19 protein-coding genes are annotated in these 20,275 nt (G+C 51.7%); 15 read left to right on the top strand and 4 right to left on the bottom strand.

What is annotated here, in order from left to right:
- Positions 1–3 precede the first annotated feature (3 nt).
- Positions 4–903, bottom strand: coding sequence for a peptidylprolyl isomerase (locus GS535_RS01370; protein ID WP_160791493.1), 900 nt, complete (start codon positions 901–903; stop codon positions 4–6).
- A 376-nt stretch (positions 904–1,279) separates the two neighbouring features.
- Between GS535_RS01370 and secA the strand changes: the two genes are divergently transcribed.
- From secA to glmM, 15 genes are all read left to right on the top strand, one after another.
- Entirely contained in the window at positions 1,280–3,970 is a 2,691-nt protein-coding gene (gene secA, locus GS535_RS01365; protein ID WP_160791494.1) for a preprotein translocase subunit SecA, read from the top strand.
- Positions 3,971–4,010: 40 nt separating this feature from the next.
- Complete coding sequence (locus GS535_RS01360; RefSeq protein WP_160791495.1) at positions 4,011–4,760, top strand: YebC/PmpR family DNA-binding transcriptional regulator; 750 nt, start codon at positions 4,011–4,013, stop codon at positions 4,758–4,760.
- Positions 4,757–5,263, top strand: a complete 507-nt coding sequence (gene ruvC / locus GS535_RS01355) for a crossover junction endodeoxyribonuclease RuvC (RefSeq protein WP_160791496.1) — start codon at positions 4,757–4,759, stop codon at positions 5,261–5,263. Before GS535_RS01360 ends, ruvC begins: the two co-directional genes overlap by 4 nt.
- Positions 5,260–5,880, top strand: a complete 621-nt coding sequence (ruvA, locus tag GS535_RS01350; protein ID WP_160791497.1) for a Holliday junction branch migration protein RuvA — start codon at positions 5,260–5,262, stop codon at positions 5,878–5,880. Before ruvC ends, ruvA begins: the two co-directional genes overlap by 4 nt.
- 2 nt (positions 5,881–5,882) lie before the next feature.
- Entirely contained in the window at positions 5,883–6,905 is a 1,023-nt protein-coding gene (gene ruvB / locus GS535_RS01345; protein ID WP_160791714.1) for a Holliday junction branch migration DNA helicase RuvB, read from the top strand.
- Positions 6,906–6,915: 10 nt separating this feature from the next.
- Entirely contained in the window at positions 6,916–7,344 is a 429-nt protein-coding gene (locus GS535_RS01340) for a YbgC/FadM family acyl-CoA thioesterase (RefSeq protein WP_160791498.1), read from the top strand.
- 138 nt (positions 7,345–7,482) lie between these two features.
- Positions 7,483–8,214: a protein TolQ gene (gene tolQ, locus GS535_RS01335; protein ID WP_018980868.1), complete on the top strand. Its 732-nt coding sequence runs from the start codon at positions 7,483–7,485 to the stop codon at positions 8,212–8,214.
- Positions 8,215–8,218: 4 nt separating this feature from the next.
- Complete coding sequence (tolR, locus tag GS535_RS01330; protein ID WP_160791499.1) at positions 8,219–8,656, top strand: protein TolR; 438 nt, start codon at positions 8,219–8,221, stop codon at positions 8,654–8,656.
- Positions 8,657–8,750: 94 nt separating this feature from the next.
- Entirely contained in the window at positions 8,751–9,683 is a 933-nt protein-coding gene (locus tag GS535_RS01325) for an energy transducer TonB (RefSeq protein ID WP_408906233.1), read from the top strand.
- Positions 9,684–9,703: 20 nt separating this feature from the next.
- The gene (gene tolB / locus GS535_RS01320) at positions 9,704–11,059 is read left to right on the top strand and encodes a Tol-Pal system beta propeller repeat protein TolB (RefSeq protein ID WP_160791501.1); all 1,356 of its coding nucleotides are present in this window, start codon (positions 9,704–9,706) and stop codon (positions 11,057–11,059) included.
- A 71-nt stretch (positions 11,060–11,130) separates the two neighbouring features.
- Positions 11,131–11,622, top strand: a complete 492-nt coding sequence (gene pal / locus GS535_RS01315) for a peptidoglycan-associated lipoprotein Pal (RefSeq protein ID WP_160791502.1) — start codon at positions 11,131–11,133, stop codon at positions 11,620–11,622.
- A 93-nt stretch (positions 11,623–11,715) separates the two neighbouring features.
- A complete protein-coding gene (locus GS535_RS01310) occupies positions 11,716–12,600 on the top strand; it encodes a hypothetical protein (RefSeq protein WP_160791503.1) in 885 nt (294 codons plus the stop codon).
- Positions 12,578–13,822 (top strand): tRNA lysidine(34) synthetase TilS, encoded by a 1,245-nt coding sequence (gene tilS, locus GS535_RS01305; protein ID WP_370518178.1) that lies wholly within the window; start codon positions 12,578–12,580, stop codon positions 13,820–13,822. The genes GS535_RS01310 and tilS overlap by 23 nt, the downstream gene beginning before the upstream one ends.
- Before the next feature lie 142 nt (positions 13,823–13,964).
- Positions 13,965–15,839 (top strand): ATP-dependent zinc metalloprotease FtsH, encoded by a 1,875-nt coding sequence (gene ftsH / locus GS535_RS01300; RefSeq protein ID WP_160791505.1) that lies wholly within the window; start codon positions 13,965–13,967, stop codon positions 15,837–15,839.
- A 161-nt stretch (positions 15,840–16,000) separates the two neighbouring features.
- Positions 16,001–17,362, top strand: coding sequence for a phosphoglucosamine mutase (glmM, locus tag GS535_RS01295; protein WP_160791506.1), 1,362 nt, complete (start codon positions 16,001–16,003; stop codon positions 17,360–17,362).
- Positions 17,363–17,431: 69 nt separating this feature from the next.
- On the opposite strand, the gene GS535_RS01290 is transcribed toward glmM, so the two are convergent.
- The 3 genes from GS535_RS01290 to GS535_RS01280 all read right to left on the bottom strand — a co-directional run bounded on the left by GS535_RS01290 (position 17,432) and on the right by GS535_RS01280 (position 20,231).
- Entirely contained in the window at positions 17,432–18,172 is a 741-nt protein-coding gene (locus tag GS535_RS01290; RefSeq protein WP_160791507.1) for a response regulator transcription factor, read from the bottom strand.
- Between the two features lie 380 nt (positions 18,173–18,552).
- Entirely contained in the window at positions 18,553–18,981 is a 429-nt protein-coding gene (locus GS535_RS01285) for a hypothetical protein (protein WP_160791508.1), read from the bottom strand.
- 5 nt (positions 18,982–18,986) lie between these two features.
- Positions 18,987–20,231: an aminopeptidase gene (locus tag GS535_RS01280; protein ID WP_160791509.1), complete on the bottom strand. Its 1,245-nt coding sequence runs from the start codon at positions 20,229–20,231 to the stop codon at positions 18,987–18,989.
- Positions 20,232–20,275 lie beyond the last annotated feature (44 nt).

The following is a 20,275-nucleotide window of genomic DNA, read 5'->3' as shown; positions in this document are numbered from 1 at the left end:
GAGTTAGTGAGCTCCGTGTTGCATAGGGGCTGCCGTATTGGAGATTGGCTTCCCGTTGTTATCGTAATGCGTGACCTTGACCTGCTTCTCAGCAGCTTCAACGACCTTGCGAACTTCTTCGCGCACCATATCACGGCGGATGGTATTCTGCACTTCTTCAAGGGTTGGAACAGGTGCCATACGTGTGCCGAGCACCTGAATGACGTGCCAACCATATTCTGTATGAATGGGTTTTTGTGCGACAGGGCCTGGTTTCAGTGAGAAGGCTGCGTTGGAAAAAGCAGGGTTCATATCACCGCGTTTGAACCAGCCAAGATCGCCACCGGCAGAGGCAGACGCTTTATCTGTCGAGGACAGGGACGAAAGCTTTGCGAAATCTTCACCCTTGTCGAGCTTCTTGATCAGATCTTGGGCCTGCGCTTCTGTGCTGACGAGGATATGGCGTGCATGCACTTCCTCTTCAGGTTTTTGGTTGGCGTAGTGAGACTGATAGTAGCTCTTAACAGACGCATCGGTAATTCTAGGAGCAACTTGCTGCTCAAGATATGCATTTTGAAGCACATTGCCTGCAGCTGAATCCATCGCAGACTTTACGTCTGGCTTGGCACTCAGCCCCTCTTTTTCTGCCAGAATCTGGATCGCTTTTTGGTCAATCAACTGGTTAATGAGGAGAGGAATAAGGACTTTAGGTTGGATCTGACGTGCTTGCTGTGGCAGGGCACTGGCTGCGCGTTGAATGTCAGAGATGGTAATTTTTTGGTTATCAACCGTTGCAATAACTGAATCGGGGCTTGGTGCTTTTGCTACGGGTGCTGCTGGCATTGGAGCTGCGAAGGATGCTGTACCAAACGCCAAGCCGCTCAGAAGAGTAGTGCAGGCGAATAAGGAGCGGGGGAGCCGCATAGAATTACCTCAAACATTTAGATCAATGAGAATTATCTTAGTACCATGACAAAGCCTGACTAGACCTGCAAGGGGTGAGAGGCGCTCGTTTGTGAGTATTTTCCTACAATTTTGTCATAAAACTCCGTGAAGAGAGGTTGGAAGCGATAAATAAGGGTTTTACAGGCTCTACCCTTTGATATTTAGCCATAATTTTGGCATATTTACTCTCCGCCGCGAGGGAAGAAATATGGGTTTTCCATTGACCCCTTGTGGAGGGATGCTTATTTCCAGCATTTACATGAAAAATCGTGACTACCTGCGGTAGCAATGCCGGGTCCTCGATGATGGGGGTTTTGGATGATGTTACAGTGGGGTCAGCATTTCAGGGTTCATCATGATTGCACGCCTTGCTCGCGCCCTCTTCGGCTTCGCTAATGATCGCTCTCTTAAGCGCTATCAAAAACGCGTACCAGAGATTAACGCTCTTGAGCCTGACGTTCAGGCTCTGAGTGATGAGCAGTTGCGCCAGAAGACGCAAGAGTTTCGTCAGCGTATTGCTGACGGTGCGAGCCTTGATAGCCTACTGCCTGAAGCCTTTGCTGTCTGTCGGGAGGCGTCACGTCGTGTTCTAGGAATGCGCCATTTTGATGTACAGCTTATCGGCGGGATGGTGCTTCATGACGGGCGTATTTCTGAAATGCGAACCGGTGAGGGGAAAACGCTCGTTGCAACGTTAGCCGTGTATCTCAATGCCCTAGCGGGTAAGGGTGTGCATGTTGTGACCGTTAATGATTATCTGGCAAGCCGTGATGCGGCGGAGATGTCCGTTTTATACGGATTTTTGGGGTTGAGCACCGGTGTCATTGTCCCCAACCTCTCTGATGATCAGCGTCGGGAAGCGTACCAGTCTGACATTACCTACGGCACAAATAACGAATTTGGCTTCGATTATCTGCGCGATAATATGAAATATACGCTGGAGGAAATGGTTCAGCGTCCTTTCAATTTCGCCATTGTCGATGAGGTTGATAGCATCCTCATTGATGAAGCGCGCACCCCATTGATCATCTCTGGGCCTGCGGATGATAGCTCAGATCTGTATCGTCATGTTGATGCCGTTATCGCACGTTTGGTGAACGAGCCGGACATGTATGACAAAGACGAGAAAATGCGCACGGTCACCCTGACAGAAGAGGGGTCTGATCGTGTGGAAGAGCTGTTGCGTGAAGCAGATGTGCTGAAAGAAGGTGGGCTGTACGACATCAACAATGTCGCGGTGGTTCATCACGTCCAACAATCCTTGCGTGCCCACACGCTCTTTGCGCGCGATGTGGACTATATGGTGCGCGACGGTAAGCTTATTCTCGTTGATGAATTCACCGGTCGTATGATGGATGGGCGTCGCTATTCCGACGGGCTTCATCAGGCGTTGGAAGCGAAGGAAGGGGTCGAGATCCAGCAAGAAAACCAGACGCTGGCCTCTATCACTTTCCAGAATTATTTCCGCCTCTATCCAAAGCTGTCTGGTATGACCGGCACGGCTATGACCGAGGCTGATGAGTTTGCGGAAATTTATAAGCTGGATGTTGTCGAGATCCCCACCAATCTCCCTGTAAGGCGGGTTGATACGGATGATGAGGTCTATCTGACCGCCGCTGAAAAATACAAAGCCGTTGCTGATCTGATTGAGCAAGTGCGTGCAACGCAGCAGCCTATTTTGGTTGGGACAGCGTCGATTGAGAAAAGTGAGTATCTCTCAAACTTGCTGACACAGCGCCGTATCCCTCACAATGTGCTTAATGCACGCCAGCATGAGCGTGAGGCGAGTATTATTGCCCAAGCGGGGGCGCCGGGAGCGATTACCATTGCGACCAATATGGCTGGCCGTGGGACGGATATTAAGCTTGGTGGTAATGTCGATATGCTTATCGACGAACGTCTTGCTCAATTGCCAGAGGATGATGAGGCAGGGCGTGAGAAGGCGGCTGCTGAGGTGCGCGCTCAAGTCGAACGTGATCACGATATCGTCTATAAGGCTGGTGGTTTGTATGTGATCGGCACAGAACGCCATGAAAGCCGCCGTGTGGATAATCAGCTTCGTGGGCGTGCCGGTCGTCAGGGTGACCCCGGTAATTCACGCTTCTTCCTATCGCTAGAAGATGATCTGATCCGTATTTTCGGCACGAACCGCATGGGCGGGATGATGCAGAAAATGGGGCTAAAGGAAGGGGAGGCCATTGTTCATCCATGGCTGAACCGTGCTCTTGAAAAGGCCCAAAAGAAGGTCGAAGCGCGCAACTTCGACATGCGTAAAAACACGCTGAAATATGATGATGTCATGAATGACCAGCGTCGCGAAGTGTATTCCCAACGTCGGGAATATATGGCGGCAACGGATGTGTCTTCTGTCGTGAATGACCTTCGTCTGAACGTCATTGATGAGGTGGTTCAGGCTCACATTCCTGAGAAGTCCTTTGTGGAAGCATGGGATGTGGATGGCTTGCAGCGTGAGATGAAGGATAATTTGGCGCTTGATCTGCCTATCGCTCAATGGGCGGAGGAAGATGGTGTGGATGAAGAAACCATCATTGAGCGTATTGATAGCGAAGCGGTCAAAGCTCATGCTGCGAAGGCGGCAACGATGGGGCCGGATATGATGCGGATGGTCGAGAAGCATATCCTGCTGACTTCACTTGATGCGTCATGGAAGGAGCATCTGCACGCTTTGGATCAGATGCGTCAGGGGATTGGTCTGCGTGCTTATGGGCAGCGTGATCCGCTCAACGAATATAAACATGAAGCATTCCAGATGTTCGGTGCGATGTTGGCGGATATGCGCTTGCGTGTGGTGCAAACTTTATCGCATCTACAAACAACAGCTGAGCCACCGCCAGCCTCAGAAGAGCCTGCTGTTACCCCTCGTGAAGAAGAGCGCTTCGTTGAAGCGTCTCAGCAGTCATCACAACAAGAGGGGGTTATTGATGCAGAGACATTGGCGCGCTGGCGGGCAGAAGTGCCCCGTAATGCGCCATGCCCCTGTGGATCGGTTCACAAATTCAAACATTGTCATGGTAAGCTGCTCTAAACGTAGCAAGCCGTAAACGAACGAAGGAGAAGGGGAGTCCATGGCAGGACATTCACAATTTAAAAACATTATGCATCGCAAAGGCGCGCAGGATGCGCGTCGTGCTAAGCAATTTGCTAAAGTTATTCGTGAAATTACGGTGGCAACGCGTTCTGGTTTGCCTGACCCAGCCATGAATCCGCGGTTACGTGCGGCTATTCTCGCTGCTCGTGAAGTGAATATGCCAAAGGATACGGTTGAGCGCGCGATCCGAAAAGCGTCAGGAGCTGCTGGCGGTGAAGATTATGTGGAAGTGCGTTACGAAGGGTATGGCCCAGCAGGGGTTGCCATCATTATTGAAGGGTTGACCGACAACCGTAACCGCACGGCTGCTGAAGTGCGCTCCTCCTTCTCTAAGCATGGCGGTTCGCTTGGGGAAACAAACTCCGTTTCTTTTGGTTTCGACCATATTGGTGTGATCATGTATCCCGCTGACGCTGCGTCAGAAGAGGACATGATGGACGTGGCGATTGAGGCCGGAGCGGATGATGTACAGATGACCGACGATGGTCATGAGATTGTGACATCTATGCAGGATCTCATGAGCGTGCGTGATGCGCTTGAAGCGCGCTTCGGTGAGCCACGCTCTGCGAAGCTAGATTGGCGCCCTCAAACGACCGTGTCATTGGATGAGGAAAAAGCACGTTCTGTGTTGAAGCTCATTGATGTTCTGGAAGAAAATGACGACGTTCAAGCTGTTTATGCGAACTTTGACCTCTCTGATGAGGTTGCGCAGGCACTGAGCGCTTGATTCGTCTGCTTGGCCTTGACCCCGGCCTGCGTTTTATGGGCTGGGGCGTCATTGATGTGGATGGCAACCGGTTGCGCCATGTTGCTGATGGCGTGTTGGCGACAGATGCAAAAGATGATGTGCCTCGTCGCCTTTGCGCTCTTCATGACGGGCTACAAGAGCTGATAACGCGTTACGGCCCTGCTGAAGCGGCTGTGGAAGAGACTTACGTCAACCGCAATGGCTCTTCCACATTGAAGCTTGGTTATGCGCGTGGTGTCGCATTGCTCGTGCCTGCCTTGGCGGGGGTTGCGGTGCATGAATATGGGGCACGTGCTGTTAAGCGGGCCGTGGTAGGCACGGGTGCTGCGACAAAAGACCAAATCACCATGATGGTGCGCCGGCTTCTGCCAGGGGCAGATTTGCGTCGTGCTGATGCCGCTGATGCCTTAGCAATGGCTATTTGTCATGCTCATCATCGTGCGAGTGCTCAGCACATAGCCAGAGGGGTATCGATGGCATGATCGGACAGCTGACAGGTTTGGTGGGAGATATAGAGCCAGATCGTTGCCTCGTGGATGTCAACGGTGTGGGCTATGTCGTGTTTGCCTCAACGCGCACGTTAGAGCAGTTGCCTCATCCACCAGAGGTTGCGCGTGTGTTGATTGAAACCATTGTGCGTGAAGATGCCATCCAGCTTTTCGGTTTTGCAGACGCTGAAGAACGGTCATGGTTCCGTTTGCTGACAACGGTGCAAGGGGTTGGATCACGCGTGGCGTTGGGGATTTTGTCCGTCAACACACCGTCATCGCTTTGGCAGGCCGTAACGGCTGAGGATAAGCTTCCATTCACGCAAGCAAGTGGGGTGGGCCCACGCTTGGCAACGCGACTTCTGACAGAGCTTAAAAGTAAGGTCGCAAAAATGCCTGTTCCTGTTGGCACTGTGGCCTCGGCTACGCAGGGTGTTGGCAAGAAGGGTGGTTCCGCTGTAGCTGGGGTGGAAAGTGATGCCTTGCTGGCCCTCGAAGGGCTGGGCTTTAAGCGAGCTGAAAGTTGGCCCATTGTGAGCCGCCTTCTCGCTGAGAATGAGGGTGCGGCGTTGGATCTTATTTTGCGTCTCGCTCTTAAGGAGCTTGCGTGATGATGGATAAAGCACAGGAAACGGACGCAAGCCGTTATCCTGAAGATGCAGCGGATGTGGGGCTGCGCCCTCAGAGTTTGGCCGATTTTACAGGTCAGAAAGCAAGTCGCGAAAATCTCTCTGTTTTTATTGAAGCGGCTAAAGCGCGTTCGGAAGCCTTAGATCATGTCCTGCTGCATGGGCCGCCCGGGCTTGGGAAGACGACGTTAGCGCAGATTGTCTCAAAAGAGCTTGGGGTTGGCTTCCGGGCAACATCAGGCCCTGTTATCCAACGCTCTGGTGACTTAGCGGCCATCCTTACCAATCTTCAGCCACGTGATGTGTTGTTTATTGATGAGATTCACCGTCTTCAACCAGCGATTGAGGAAGTACTCTATCCTGCGATGGAAGACTTCCAGCTTGATCTCGTCATTGGTGAAGGGCCCGCTGCGCGCTCTGTGCGGATTGATTTGGCTCCCTTCACGCTCGTGGCTGCGACGACTCGTTCTGGCTTGTTGGCCACCCCCTTGCGGGATCGTTTTGGGATTCCGCTACGGTTAGTCTTTTATACACCCGATGAGCTGCGTCAGATTGTTACACGTGGAGCAAAGAAGCTGGGCGTTCAGCTGACAGAAGATGGCGCGCAGGAAATTGCGCAACGTTCACGCGGTACGCCGCGTATTGCCGGGCGCCTTTTGCGTCGCGTGCGTGACTTTGCCCTTGTGGCGAAGAAGGAGAAGATTGACCAGCGTTTGGCTGATGCGGCCTTATCACGATTGGAAGTCGATTCGCATGGTTTAGATGCCATGGATCGTCGCTATCTTCGTCGCATCGCAGACCATCATCGCGGCGGGCCTGTTGGTGTGGAGACATTGGCTGCCGCTTTAGCGGAGGCACGTGATACCCTCGAAGATGTCATTGAGCCTTATTTGATCCAAGAAGGGCTGATTTTACGAACATCACGAGGCCGTATGCTGGGTGATCCGGGCTGGCGTTATTTAGGGCTAACCCCTCCCTCGCATACGCAGTCTCCAACATTGTTCTAGGGGGGGCATTATGGCGGCACATACATCGCAGTTTCGTGTGTATTATGAAGATACGGATGCGGGTGGGATTGTCTATCACGCGCGGTATCTTGGTTTTGCTGAACGCGGACGGGCAGAGGCTTTGCGATCTTTAGGGATGGAAGTCGGTGCGCTCGCTCAACAAGAAGGGATTGGCTTTGTTGTGCGGCGTTTAGAAGCGCACTATCATGCCCCTTTGCGCCTTGATGACGTACTCTCTGTCGAGACTATTTTATTGAAAAATACGGGTGTGCGGCTGGTGTTAGCGCAGAAGATTTACAATCTCTCGCGCGATCATCAGCATGCTGTGTCTTTGACTGTGGAACTCGGTTGTCTGGACATGGAACGGATGAGTCCTGTCCGTATTCCGCCACATTATTATGATTGTCTTTCCGCATTGCAGGAAAACGTCTCTCCCTGACTAAACCGTTAGAAAAAACAGGCTTTCGTCATTGGCTCTAGGATGTCATGAAGGAGGGTACGAAACGCGACACTCTATGACGTTGTTGAGTGATGCTTGCAAAGAAACAAAGCTGTAACGGAAGCAGGAGAGAGCAGAGTGGATCAAGGTGTGACATCAAGTGCTCTGGGCGCTGTTGGTGCAACGGGATTATCGCCGGTGCATCTGTTTTTGCACGCATCCTTTGTCGTGCAACTCGTCATGATAGGTTTGGTTCTGTGTAGCGTGTTGGTTTGGGCCATTATTATCGAAAAAATTCTGCTGCTGCATCGCATCAAAAAAGAAGCGAATGCGTTTGAGGATCGTTTTTGGTCAGGTGGTTCACTTGATGAGCTGTACGATCGCGAAGGAGCGCGTCCTGTCCATCCATTAGCGGCTGTTTTTGGGGCGGCTATGGGAGAATGGCGCCGTTCATCCCGTATTACAGGGATTGATATCCTCCGTGGTGGCACGCAAGAGCGTATTGATCGGGCTATTGGGATTACCATCGGGCGTGAGAGCGACCGTTTAAGTCGTTTTGTGGTGTTGTTGGCGACGATTGGGCCGGTCGCTCCTTTCGTAGGATTGTTTGGTACGGTGTGGGGCATTATGCATGCCTTCGCATCTATTGCTGCGATGCATAATACGAATCTCTCTGTTGTCGCACCGGGTATTTCTGAGGCTCTCTTTGCAACGGCGATTGGTTTGATTACCGCTATTCCTGCTTATATTGCCTATAACTTGATTAGCCGTGCGTTAGATAATTTCTCTGACCGCATGGAAGCTTTCGGGACAGAGTTTGCGGCAATTTTGTCTCGTCAATCTGAAGAGCGACATACCGAGAAAGGCTGAAACCATGGTCATTTCTTCAGGAAGAAGAGGCTTGAGGCGGACAGCTCGCCATCGCCCAGCATCTGATATTAACGTAACACCGCTGGTGGATGTCATGTTGGTGCTGCTTATCATCTTTATGGTGACAGCTCCGATGATGAGCAGCGGTGTGAATGTTGATTTGCCTAAAACGACGGCATCGCCAGTTAATAGCGATAATCGCCCGATTACCGTATCACTCAAAAGTGATGGCGGGCTGTATCTGGGTGATGATGCTGTCAGCCGTGATGCATTACTGGGTCGTTTGCGTCAGCTGGCGGGCAATGAAACGGGACGGCGTGTGTTTGTCCGTGCTGATTCCAAAATTGATTATGGGCAGGTCATGCAGCTGATGGGGCAAATTACGGCAGGTGGCTTTAATCATGTCGCGCTTTTAGCCCAACAACCCCAGAGCAGTCCGTAAGGAGGTCTCCCTCGTGGCGTCTTCTCCTCTGTCAGCAAAGACATCTTCGGTTCGGCTTCCTCGTGACGAGGGCAGCGCGGTCTGGGGCTGTGTCATCCTTTCTTCTCTCATTCATGGGGGTGGGTTGTTTCTGCTTCTTTGGCACTGGAACTCTCCTCCGTTGCCTGAGCCAAAGCCAGAACAGCCGGTTGAGATGGTGTATGAAGCAACACCGTCTTCCAGCGTGTCGGCACGCGCCTCTCAAAAGGCGCAAGTGCCGGCACCTCCATCGCCGACAGAGGTCAAAGCGCCTCCAACGCCCGAGCCACCAAAGCCTGCCCCACCTGAGCCAACACCTCCTGTTCCTGCTCCTCCGCCAGAAGCGCAAGCGTCGCCAGAGCCAACACCTAAACAGGCTTTAACGCCGGTTCAGCAAAAAGCGCCACCAAGTGAAAAGGGGGAGGTGAGCGAAAAGCCAAAGCCGGTTCATAAGATGCAGGCAAAACCTGCGCAGATTAAGGCAGCGGAGCATCAGGTTGAAAAACCGCCCGCCAAACCACAATCCTCGCAAACGCATCAAACCCACGAGGCGCCGAAGCATCAAGCTGATAGTCATTCTCTCCTTGCGACATTGGAGAGCTTCCGTACCGAGCAGAAGCAAGATCACCCACCGCGCGCGCAGGCTAATCCTCAACAAGGTGGGTCGCGTTTGGGAGGGGGGCGTCCTGATGGGGATACACGTGCGCTGACCAGTGGTGAGCAAAACGCTATTGGAAGCTCCGTGCAGCGTTGTTATCAAGAAGATACAGCGGCGCGGAATTATGCGCATTTTGAGGCGCATCTTATTGTGACTGTTGATGGAGCGGGTGAGGCGCATCTCGTTTCCTTTGCGCCAGAGACGGCCACGCGGATGGCGGCAGACCCGTCTTATCGCGTTCAGGCAGAACGGGCTCGTGCGGCTGTCTTGAGCCCCGTCTGTGCACGTTTGCCTATTCCGTCCCGTATGTTGGGGCAAAGGCGGCAATTTCGTTTTGTCTTCAAGCCCTGATTTTCAAGAGGTATCTGCACATGTCCTTTTTTTCTAACAAGGAAGCTGAAGCGCTTAAGGCTCATTTTTCACGGCGTTCTTTATTGGGTGGCTTAGCGGCGGGCGGCGTTATCGCTTCCCCATTGCGCGCTTTGGCCCAAGGAAACGGTGCCTCAAGCCCTGAAATTACGGTCGCTAATGCGCATCAAGCCCCCATCCCCATCATTGTGCCTGACTTTGGGCCGGGCGTGGGGCAGCGTATTGCGAGCGTGATTGCTGCAGACTTGGGCAATACAGGTCTGTTTCAGATCTTACCGGGCGAGGTGCCTCCCAATGTTCAGCCTGACTTTAGAGCTTTAAAAGCGCGTGGAGCGCGGGCTGCGGTAGCTGGTACCGTGGTTGAAAGCGGGCAGCTTCGTGTTGAAATGCGTCTTTGGGACGTGTTGGTTGGGCAGCAAATCCAAGGGACGGCTTATACGGCTCCAGTCGCGGATTGGCGCCGGATTGCCCATATCATTGCTGATGTTATTTATCAGCGCTTGATGGGTGAAGAAGGCTATTTCGACACACGGATCGCCTACGTCGCGCGTACGGGGCCACGGCGGCGCCAGACTACCCGTCTTGCCATTATGGACCAAGACGGGATGAACCCTCATATGTTGACTGATGGGCGCTGGTTGACGTTGGAGCCGCGTTTTAGCCCTGTGAGTGAGGAAATTGCGTTCCTCTCTTATGCGCAAGACCGCCCTCGTGTGTATACGTACGATATTAACTCTGGCCGTCAGCGCATGTTAGGGGCGTTTGAGGGGATTTCGTTTGCCCCGCGTTTTGCGCCTCATGGCAAGGCGATTATTTTGTCAGCGACGACCTCAGATGGTGGGGCTGATCTCTTCCAGGTTGATTTGACCAGTCAGCAGCGGCGTCGGTTAACGAGCTCCCCGGGGGTTATTGATACAAGCCCGTGCTACAGTCCAGATGGTCAGCAAATTGTCTTTAACTCTGACCGTGGCGGTAGTCCGCAGCTCTACGTTATGAGCGCTTCAGGTGAAGGTGCGCGTCGTATTTCCTATGGGGCGGGGCACTATGGGTCTCCGGTTTGGTCTCCTCGTGGTGATGTGATTGCTTTTACGCGTATTCACCAAGGGCGTTTCTCTCTTGGGGTGATGAATCCTGATGGCACTGGGGAGCGTATCCTGACAGAAGGCTTTACGGTGGAAAGCCCAAGTTTTGCGCCAAATGGTCGTGCGTTGACCTTTTGTCGGCAGAGTGAAGCGGGTGCTGGAGGTGCCGGCTTTACATCGACGATTGGGGTTATTGATGTTGCAGGGTTTAATGAACATATCTTACCCACGGCGACGGGTGCCTCTGACCCAGCATGGTCACCAAAACGGCGTTGAGTTCGTTCTTGTGTTTTAGGGAAATAAAGCGCAGGTTTTTCTAGAATTTTATAAATATCGTAGAGGTTAAGATGAAAAGTTTTAAGACATGCGCGGCATTGGGTATTGCTTTAGCTTTGACAGCATGCAGTGGCGATCATGATAAGCATGATGTTGGCGGGACAGGCCAAGATGTGGCTCCTCAGGTGAATAATGCCGGCCCTGTGCCTGGTAGTGAGGCAGATCTCGTTGCAAGCGCTGGTGACCGTGTGTACTTTGCTTTAGATCAAAACCAGATCAGCGGTGAAGCACGTGTGACATTGGATAAGCAGGCTGCTTGGCTGGCCCGTTATCCGCAAGTTAAGGTGCTGATCGCTGGTAACTGCGATGATCGTGGGACGGAGGAATATAATATTGCTCTGGGTCAGCGCCGTGCCAATGCTGCTCGTGAATATCTTGAGTCCAAAGGTGTGAACGCACAGCGTATCTCAACTATTTCCTATGGTAAGGATCGCCCTGCTGTCGATGGTGATAGCCAAGACGCATGGGCACAGAATCGTAACGCGATTACGTCCGTACGATAAGCGCATGAGTTTTGATACTCATCTGTAAAGGTTGATTGGTCGGGTTGAGCAGCTTATTGCTTAACCCGACTTTTTTATGTGAGGGAAATGTTCATGTCCCGTGTAGCTGCGTCTTCTATGCTGCGTTTGGCGGTGCTTTCAGTCGTTTTTAGTGGTTCGACGGTGGGTGCTGTGGCTTTTGCTGATGATGATGGGTTATCGCGTGAAGCGATCATGCGTCAGCACAGACATCTTGCCCAACAAAATAGCGGGGGAGATGAGCCGGCGAGTGAAAGCGTAGGTGGAGAAAGCTTGGCACCACCTCTTGCAGCTTCAGATGAAGGGAATGGCTCTTCCCAAGGGCAGGTGACGAAAAAAGCGGGCGGTGATCTTGTGACGCGTTTATTGGAGCGTGTCAGTGCGTTAGAGGGACAAGTAAGAACCTTGCGTGGTGATGTTGATCAACTCACGAACCAAGTTCATCAAGATGAGGCGAATACGAGCAAGCAGCTCAGTGATATGCAGTTTGCTCAACAAGGGGCGGCTCCACGTCGTGCGGCTTCCGTGGCTGCTCCGGCACCGGCAAATGAGGAGCGTAAATCAGATAACCCTTCTACGGCTAAGCAAAATCTTCATGATGCGGCTCTTGCGATCAAAGCCCATCATTATGATGAGGCGGAGCGACTTGCGCGGCAAGCACTAAAAACAGCCCATAGTAGCTGGGGTAAGACTGAAGCTCAATTTTTATTAGCGCAGTCTCTTGCAGGTAAAAAAGCCTATCAAAAAGCAGCACTTGCTTACTATGATACGTACAGCAAAGATCCTCAGTCTAAACGTGCTCCTGAAGCCTTGTTAGGTGTTTCAGGTGCGATGCTTGCGCTGAAGGATAAGAACTCAGCGTGCGAAGCATTGCAACGCCTGAAACATGAGTTCCCTAATGCATCAGAGCGCGTTAAAGCGTCCGAAAAAGTTTTCCGTGCACGTGCAGCCTGTCAGTGAGAACGAATTTTTAGCGCTCATTGAGCCGCTGGGGCCGTTTCCGCCTGACTGTCCAGAAACGCCCGTTATGCTGGCTGTGTCAGGAGGAGCGGACTCGATGGCGTTGGCTGTTATGGCACGTCGTTGGCGTCGTTATGTGATGGCTCTTGTGGTGGATCATGGTTTGCGGTCGGAATCTCAAGCTGAAGCACAACAAACCTGCGCCCGCTTGGCTGCATTAGATGTGCCATCACAGCTTGTTACGTTGAGAACGCTTCCTACTGGAAGTACGCAAGAACGAGCGCGAATAGCGCGCTTTCAATGTCTGGAGAGCGCTTGTGTGCAGGCCGGTGGAAGCGTTTTGCTGGTGGCTCATCATGCGGCGGATCAAGAAGAAACGGTGATGATGCGTCAGGAGCGTGCGAGTGGTTTTGCTGGGCTGTGTGGTATGGCACCACGAGCTGTACGAGAGCGGATCGCTGTCGTGCGGCCACTTCTGAGTGTAAGGCCCGAACGTTTGCGAGCAACCTTGCGAGCGGCCGGCGTGAATTGGTGCGAAGACCCGTCTAATCACAAACGCCATTATCGTCGTGTGCAAACACGCCAAGATATGACGTCGTCCCAGCGCGAAGAGATGACAGCGTTGAATGGTCAGGCGCTTGCTCACCAAAAGAAGCGCGACCAGCAGGTGTCTCAGTGGTTAGCAGAACAGGCAGTCTGGCATCCTGAAGGCTGGGTGACCCTCAACCGCTCTGCTTGGGAGATGATGAATAAGGACGGTATGTTGGATGGTCTTGCGCGATTGATAAAACTGATCGGTGGACGGCTTTATGAGGCCAATAGAGAAGCCGTTCAGCGTTTATGGCAACAGGGTTGTGGAACGCTTAGTGGTGTGCGCGTCACATGGCGTGAGGCGCATCAGGACATCGTTCTTTTGCGTGAGCGGCGCGGGATTGCTGCGGGCGTAGCGGCTCAGACGGGCCAGCGATGGGATGGTCGGTGGCGGTATCTGGGCCCTGATCAAATATCTTGCCAGATTGCTGCTTTAGGGAAAGCAACATGTTTTTTACGACAGGGGCGAGAAGTGCCGGCTGCTGTGTTACAAACAGTTCCAGCCTTGTGGTGTGAGGGAGAGGTGATTGCTGTCCCAGAAGAAGCACGTGGGCTTGATGGTCGTATACCACGCTGTTCTTTTGTGTGGGAGAGCGGTGTTCCGGCAACGGGAGAGCGTTCTTTTGGTTAAAACAGGCCCTCATAGGGCGATAAAAGCGCTTTTCTCTGATGAAAGGGGTAGGATCATTGCAGGAAATGCCTATCTTTAGAGAGATGAGTTGTAAGAGAACGGATTGCCGGACATCCGGCTTTCGTGAAATCATGAGAGTAAGATGAACAACATCGGTCGTAATGCCGCGATCTGGGTGGTGATCGTCATGGCCGTCATCGTCGTGCTGACAGCGTTTCAGCCCGGTGGCAGCCATAAAGCGATCCAACAGATTGCCTATTCTGATTTTGTCCACGATGTGGACCAGCATGACGTGCGTTCTGTGGCGATCCGTGATCAGAACATCTCAGGTGTCCTGACAAACGGAACGTCTTTTGAGACATACGCTCCGCCGGATCCTTCTTTGGTGCCACGTTTGACGTCGGCAGGGATTGAGGTGAAGGCGCAGCCTCCACAGAGCGATGAGAGTCCTTTCCTCCGCTATGTTGCTGCTTATTTGCCTATTTTGCTGATCCTTGGGATTGGCTTTATGATTTTCCGACAGATGCAAAATGGCGCTGCGGGAGGTCGTGGTGCGATGGGCTTCGGGAAGTCGCGTGCCAAGATGATGACGGAGCAAAAAGGCCGTGTGACATTTGATGATGTCGCTGGGGTTGAGGAAGCGAAAGAAGAGCTTGTGGAGATCGTGGATTTTCTTAAAAATCCTCAGAAATTCACAAAGCTTGGTGGGAAAATCCCCAAAGGGGTGCTGCTGACAGGCCCGCCGGGGACGGGGAAGACTTTGCTCGCACGTTCCGTCGCGGGTGAAGCGAATGTACCCTTCTTTAGTGTTTCTGGTTCAGACTTTGTTGAAATGTTCGTAGGTGTCGGGGCATCGCGTGTCCGTGACATGTTCGAACAAGGTAAGAAGTCTGCTCCATGCATTATCTTCATTGATGAGATTGATGCTGTTGGGCGGAGCCGTGGCTCAGGAATTGGCGGCGGTAATGATGAGCGCGAACAAACGCTTAATCAGATGCTGGTCGAAATGGATGGCTTTGAGAGCAATGAGGGTGTGATCCTGATTGCGGCAACAAACCGTCCTGATGTTCTTGATCCCGCCTTGTTGCGTCCCGGTCGTTTTGACCGTCAGGTGGTGGTCTCTAACCCCGATGTGGATGGGCGTGAGAAGATCCTTCAGGTTCATATGAAGAAAGTGCCGCTTTCATCTGATGTGGATCCACGCATTATTGCGCGTGGAACGCCGGGCTTCTCTGGTGCTGAATTGGCCAATCTGGTGAATGAGGCCGCTTTGTTTGCTGCGCGTCAAAATGCGCGTTCTGTCACGATGGATCATTTTGAAGAAGCACGCGATAAAGTGCTGATGGGGGCAGAACGCCGCTCCATGGTCATGACAGAAGAAGAGAAGCGTTCCACAGCTTATCATGAAGCGGGGCATGCTTTGGCAGGCTATCATACGCCGGGGAGTGTCCCCATTCATAAAGTGACGATCTTGCCGCGTGGCCCGGCTTTGGGTGTGACGTTCTTCCTACCGGAGAAGGATGACATTTCTTATAAGCGTCAACGCTGCATGGCTGATCTTATTGTGAGTGTCGGTGGACGTATCGCTGAAGATGTCATTTACGGGCATGACCAAGTGAGTGCTGGGGCTGCGGGGGATATTCAATCTCTGACAAAGCTTGCTCGTAATATGGTGATGCGCTTTGGGATGAGTGACCGCATCGGTATGATTGATTGTGCCGACTTGCGGATGGTTTCCCCTGAGACACATCATCAGATTGATGAAGAAGTGCGTCGTTTGTCGGATACGGCTTATGAGCAATGCCGTCAGCTGATCTTGTCTCATTTGGATGAGTTGCACCGTATTACGGATGCCTTGATGGAGTATGAGACCATCACGGGAGAAGAAGTCGGGAAAATCATCCGTGGTGAGCCATTAAACCGCGACGAAGAGACACGCACTTATAATGGTCGCCGTCCTTCTGTGCCTTCAAGTGGGGCTCCTGCGGGGGGCCTACCGGTGCCACAGCCCGGCTGATGGGCGGTTTTTAAAAAGGCGTTTAACGAGGCAGGCGTATGACGATAAGGTTCGTTATACGCCTGTTTTATGTTAAAGGCGTCAGATTATTATTGATGCACAAAGTTGCATTCTGAATTGTCGGATCGACGCGATGTGACGGGTGAGAGGGGAACGTATTCATGGCTGGTAAGCGAGTATTTTTTGGTACAGATGGTATTCGCGGTCAGGCTAATACGTCTCCGATGACCGTAGAGGTTGCCCAAAAGCTTGGCCAAGCGGCGGGGATACAATTCACAACGCAGTCTAACCATCGCCATACGGTGATTGTCGGTAAAGATACGCGTCTTTCAGGGTACATGATTGAATGCGCCTTGGTGTCAGGCTTTTTAGCCGCTGGGATGGATGTCATTCTTGTTGGCCCCCTTCCGACGCCAGCCGTGGCTTTTTTGACCCGCTCTTTACGGGCGGATTTGGGCGTGATGATTTCTGCATCCCACAATCCGTTTACGGATAATGGGATTAAGCTTTTTGGCCCTGATGGTTTCAAGTTGTCCGATGCGATGGAAGCGGATATTGAAAGCTTAATGCAGCAAGATTTGTCGGGGAAATTGGCAACACCTGAACATATCGGTAAAGCGTCTCGTCTAACGGATGCTGCGGGGCGTTATGTGGAGAATGTGAAATTCTCCTTCCCGCGTGGGCTGCGTTTAGATGGGCTTAAAATTGTTCTCGATTGTGCGAATGGTTCTGCTTATCGTGTTGCCCCTGCTGCTTTGTGGGAGCTGGGGGCAGAGGTGATTTCCATCGGCTGTCATCCAGATGGGGTGAATATTAACGATGGTGTTGGCTCTACACATCCGCAGCGTATGTGCGAGGCGGTGAAAGAGCACGGCGCGCATTGTGGGATTGCTTTGGATGGCGATGCGGATCGTGTTCTTTTTGCCGATGAAGAAGGACATTTGGTGGATGGCGACCAGATCCTCGGTCTTATTGCGGCATCATGGCATGAGCAGGGCCGCTTGAGAGGGCAGGAAGTTGTCGCAACTGTTATGTCCAATATGGGGCTCGAAAAATATCTCCAAACGATGGGACTGACATTGCATCGCACAGCTGTGGGAGATCGTTATGTGGTAGAGCGTATGCGTCAGGTGGAGGCAAATTTAGGCGGCGAGCAATCTGGCCATATGGTATTGTCTGATTATGGAACGACGGGTGATGGTTTGCTTGCAGCCCTACAAGTTCTAGCGGTTATGGTGGCGAAAGATCAAACCGCCAGCCAAGTGTGCCGGATTTTTGAACCTTACCCCCAGCTTTTGGAAAATGTGCGCTATTCGGGTGAAAATCCACTCAAAAGCTCTGAAGTCGCTGAGATTAGCCAATGGGCCGCGTCTATTTTAGGTGAACAAGGACGGCTCGTGCTCCGTGCCAGTGGGACTGAACCGTTGATCCGTATTATGGTCGAAGCTCAAAATGAGGAGACGGTACGAGAGATGGTGCAGCAGGTTCGTGAGAGAATCTGCCGCGTGATCTCCGTAGAGTAAATGACAACAGCAACACTTCTTTTACGTTGATAAAGCCACATAAAAGAGGTGTTGCTGTAAGAGAACGGTTTAGATCGCTTCACGTAAGTTAGGCGCTGCATGTGTCGATGACGATAACGCTGGGGAAGCAGGCTGTTCTGGTTCCTCAGCTAGAATATAGCCACGACCCCATACGGTTGTGATCATATGACCGGCTCCGAAACGTTGAAGTTTACGTCTTAGTTTACAGATGAAAACATCAATAATTTTCATTTCAGGCTCATCAATCCCGCCATAAAGATGGTTCAGGAAGGTATCCTTAGTAAGGATAGCGCCCCGACGTACGATCAAAAGTTCCATAATGGCGTATTCTTTACTGGTTAGATGTAAGAATTGTCCATCAATGCTGATCATTCGACTGCTAAGATCGAGCTCGAGTGGGCCTACTTTAATGCGTGGTTCAGCAAAGCCATGGGCGCGACGCATGAGAGCCTGAACACGAGCAAGAAGCTCATCATTATCGTAAGGCTTAATCACATAATCATCAGCACCTGCAGCAAAGGCCATTACTTTAGCTTGAGGCTGCATGAGTGTGGAGATGACCATAATTGGTGTTGTGATTTGAGCGCGTCTTATTTGACGAATAATGTCATGACCTTCCATATCCTCAAGAGACATTTCAGTAATGAGGAGGTCATAATCATAATATTTTAGCATGTTGATCGTATCACTTCCTGAAGTCGCATGATCGACTGTATAGGAAGCATTCCGCAACATTCTAATAAGAGGGGACGAGATAAAAAGGTCACTTTCCGCGATTAAGACACGCATAGGTTTTAACTCCTGTGGTGGAAATACAATTAGAAGCAGTATCAGCGATAAATGCAACCATAGATTGTTTTTTTGTGAATTTTACAACCAGACAGTGTGTCGTTGTCACGACTAATCGCGCACATGATGAACCAAAAAGTCGGTAAGCATCTAGCTGAAACGCTGGTTTATTATAAGAACAATAAAGGTAAAAATAACGTATAAGTAAAAAGGGGATAACGTTTGTTTTGGAAGTTTTTATTTAAAAACTTATTTTAATAACTATCAAATTTGGTGAAATCATATTCTCATGGAACCTCGACGAAAAGAAACTCGCCCGAATCGATAATAAACGAATCGATTCGAGCGAGGACAAAAGATTGCAGAGACGTTTCGTCACTCTACGGGGAAGAAGGCCGTATAATTTCCGAAATTTGATCGGGAGTTCCGATAAGTGCGCACGCAACGTGGTGAGATATGTCCTTTACAAAGACGAGGCGTGTCTGCGTGTTGCTCGGGAAGAGATCCGTTTCAAGACTATAGAGAGAGGGTGGAGTGCTCTGTTCATGCTCTTGTGCAGCTTTCGCTGCTTGGGTCATGAGGAGTCCAATACTTTTCTCAAGAGCTGTGAGAACACGTGTAGCGGTGTCAGCAACCGTTTCTTGTTCTTGAGCGTGATGACTAATCAGCTCATTCCATCCTGAGCGTGTAATGAAAGCGGGAATGCCATCTTCTGGTGTTTCGCGCTCTGCTCTCACAATGGCTCCAGATTGAGCCAATGTGAGGATGTTGAGTTCCGGTAGCTGAGCTGGATCAAGCGAAATAGGCATAAATATTAGTCCAGCACCCACTCACCTTTGCGGAGAACGGGCGTGCGTTGTCCGTTTTTGATACCATCAACATCAATTTTGTCAGACCCAATCATCCAATCAATATGGATAATGGAATGGTTGGCACCACGAGCAATCAGTTCTTCTTCACTCAAACCTTCGGGATCGGTCATGCATTTTGTGTAGGCTTGACCCAAAGCGATATGGCAGGACGCGTTCTCATCAAAAAGCGTGTTGCGATACAGGATTCCGCTTTGTGAAATAGGGGATGAGTGCGGCACAAGAGCGACTTCGCCAATGCTACGGGCCCCGTGATCGCTTTCAAGAATACGGTTGAGGACGTCTTCACCTTGGTCAGCATGAGCGTCAACAATACGGCCATTTTCAAAACGAACCGTGATTCCATCAATGAGGGAGCCTTGGTGAAACAAGGGCTTAGTCGAGGAAACAGTGCCGTTGATATGGGCGCAATGTGGCGTTGTGAAGACTTCTTCCGTTGGAATGTTGGGGTTACAGACGACGCCATTGCCAGCCTTTTCGGCCCCACCAGCCCAAAGATGGCCGTCAGCAAGGCCGATATCAATATCAGTGCCGGGGCCTTTAAAGTGGAGCGAATCGAAACGTAGCTTATTGAGTAGAGTGGAGCGGTGATGGAGGACGCGGTTATGGTCTGCCCACGCCTGAACGGGGTTTTCTGTATCGGCGCGAGACGCACTAAAGATACCCTTCCATAGAGCGTCCATAGCCTCTGCTTCTGGCAGGTCTGGAAAAATTTGCTGGGCCCAAGCCGGCGTTGCGCAGGCGATGATGTTCCAGTTGGTTGCAAACTGGGTAATGATCTCCATCGCGGGGCGGTTTGCGCGTGAGGCGGCCCGGCTGACGCGTGAGACATGGTCGGGGTTTTGGCCTTTGAGCAGGGTTGGATTGCCACCGGTAATGGCCATGCGTGCGGCCCCTTCACGGAAGGCCTTGGCAATACCGTCAGCCATCCAATTTGCGGCCGTATCGAAGCTCTCTTCAGGCGCATGAGCAAAGCGAGCGAGGAGGGCTTCGTCATCATTGTAGAAAGTTGTGACCAAGGAAGCCCCAGCCTTATAGGCATGGGTGGTGATGCGACGTATGAGAGGTACGGCATCAAGCGGTGCAGTGATGATGAGCTGCTGCCCTTTTTGGAGGTTTAGTCCAACGCGGACGGACGTTTCAGCAAGACGATCAAGGAGTTGATCGTGTGAAAGAGAGGAATGAGACATAGCCGTTGCACCCTGATGTTAGGAGACAAGAAATTAAGGCTATC

The organism is Saccharibacter sp. EH611, from assembly GCF_009834765.1.
Taxonomy (GTDB): domain Bacteria; phylum Pseudomonadota; class Alphaproteobacteria; order Acetobacterales; family Acetobacteraceae; genus Saccharibacter.
The sequence above is the reverse complement of the archived record's forward strand: the minus strand, read 5'-3'. Positions and strand labels throughout refer to the sequence as shown.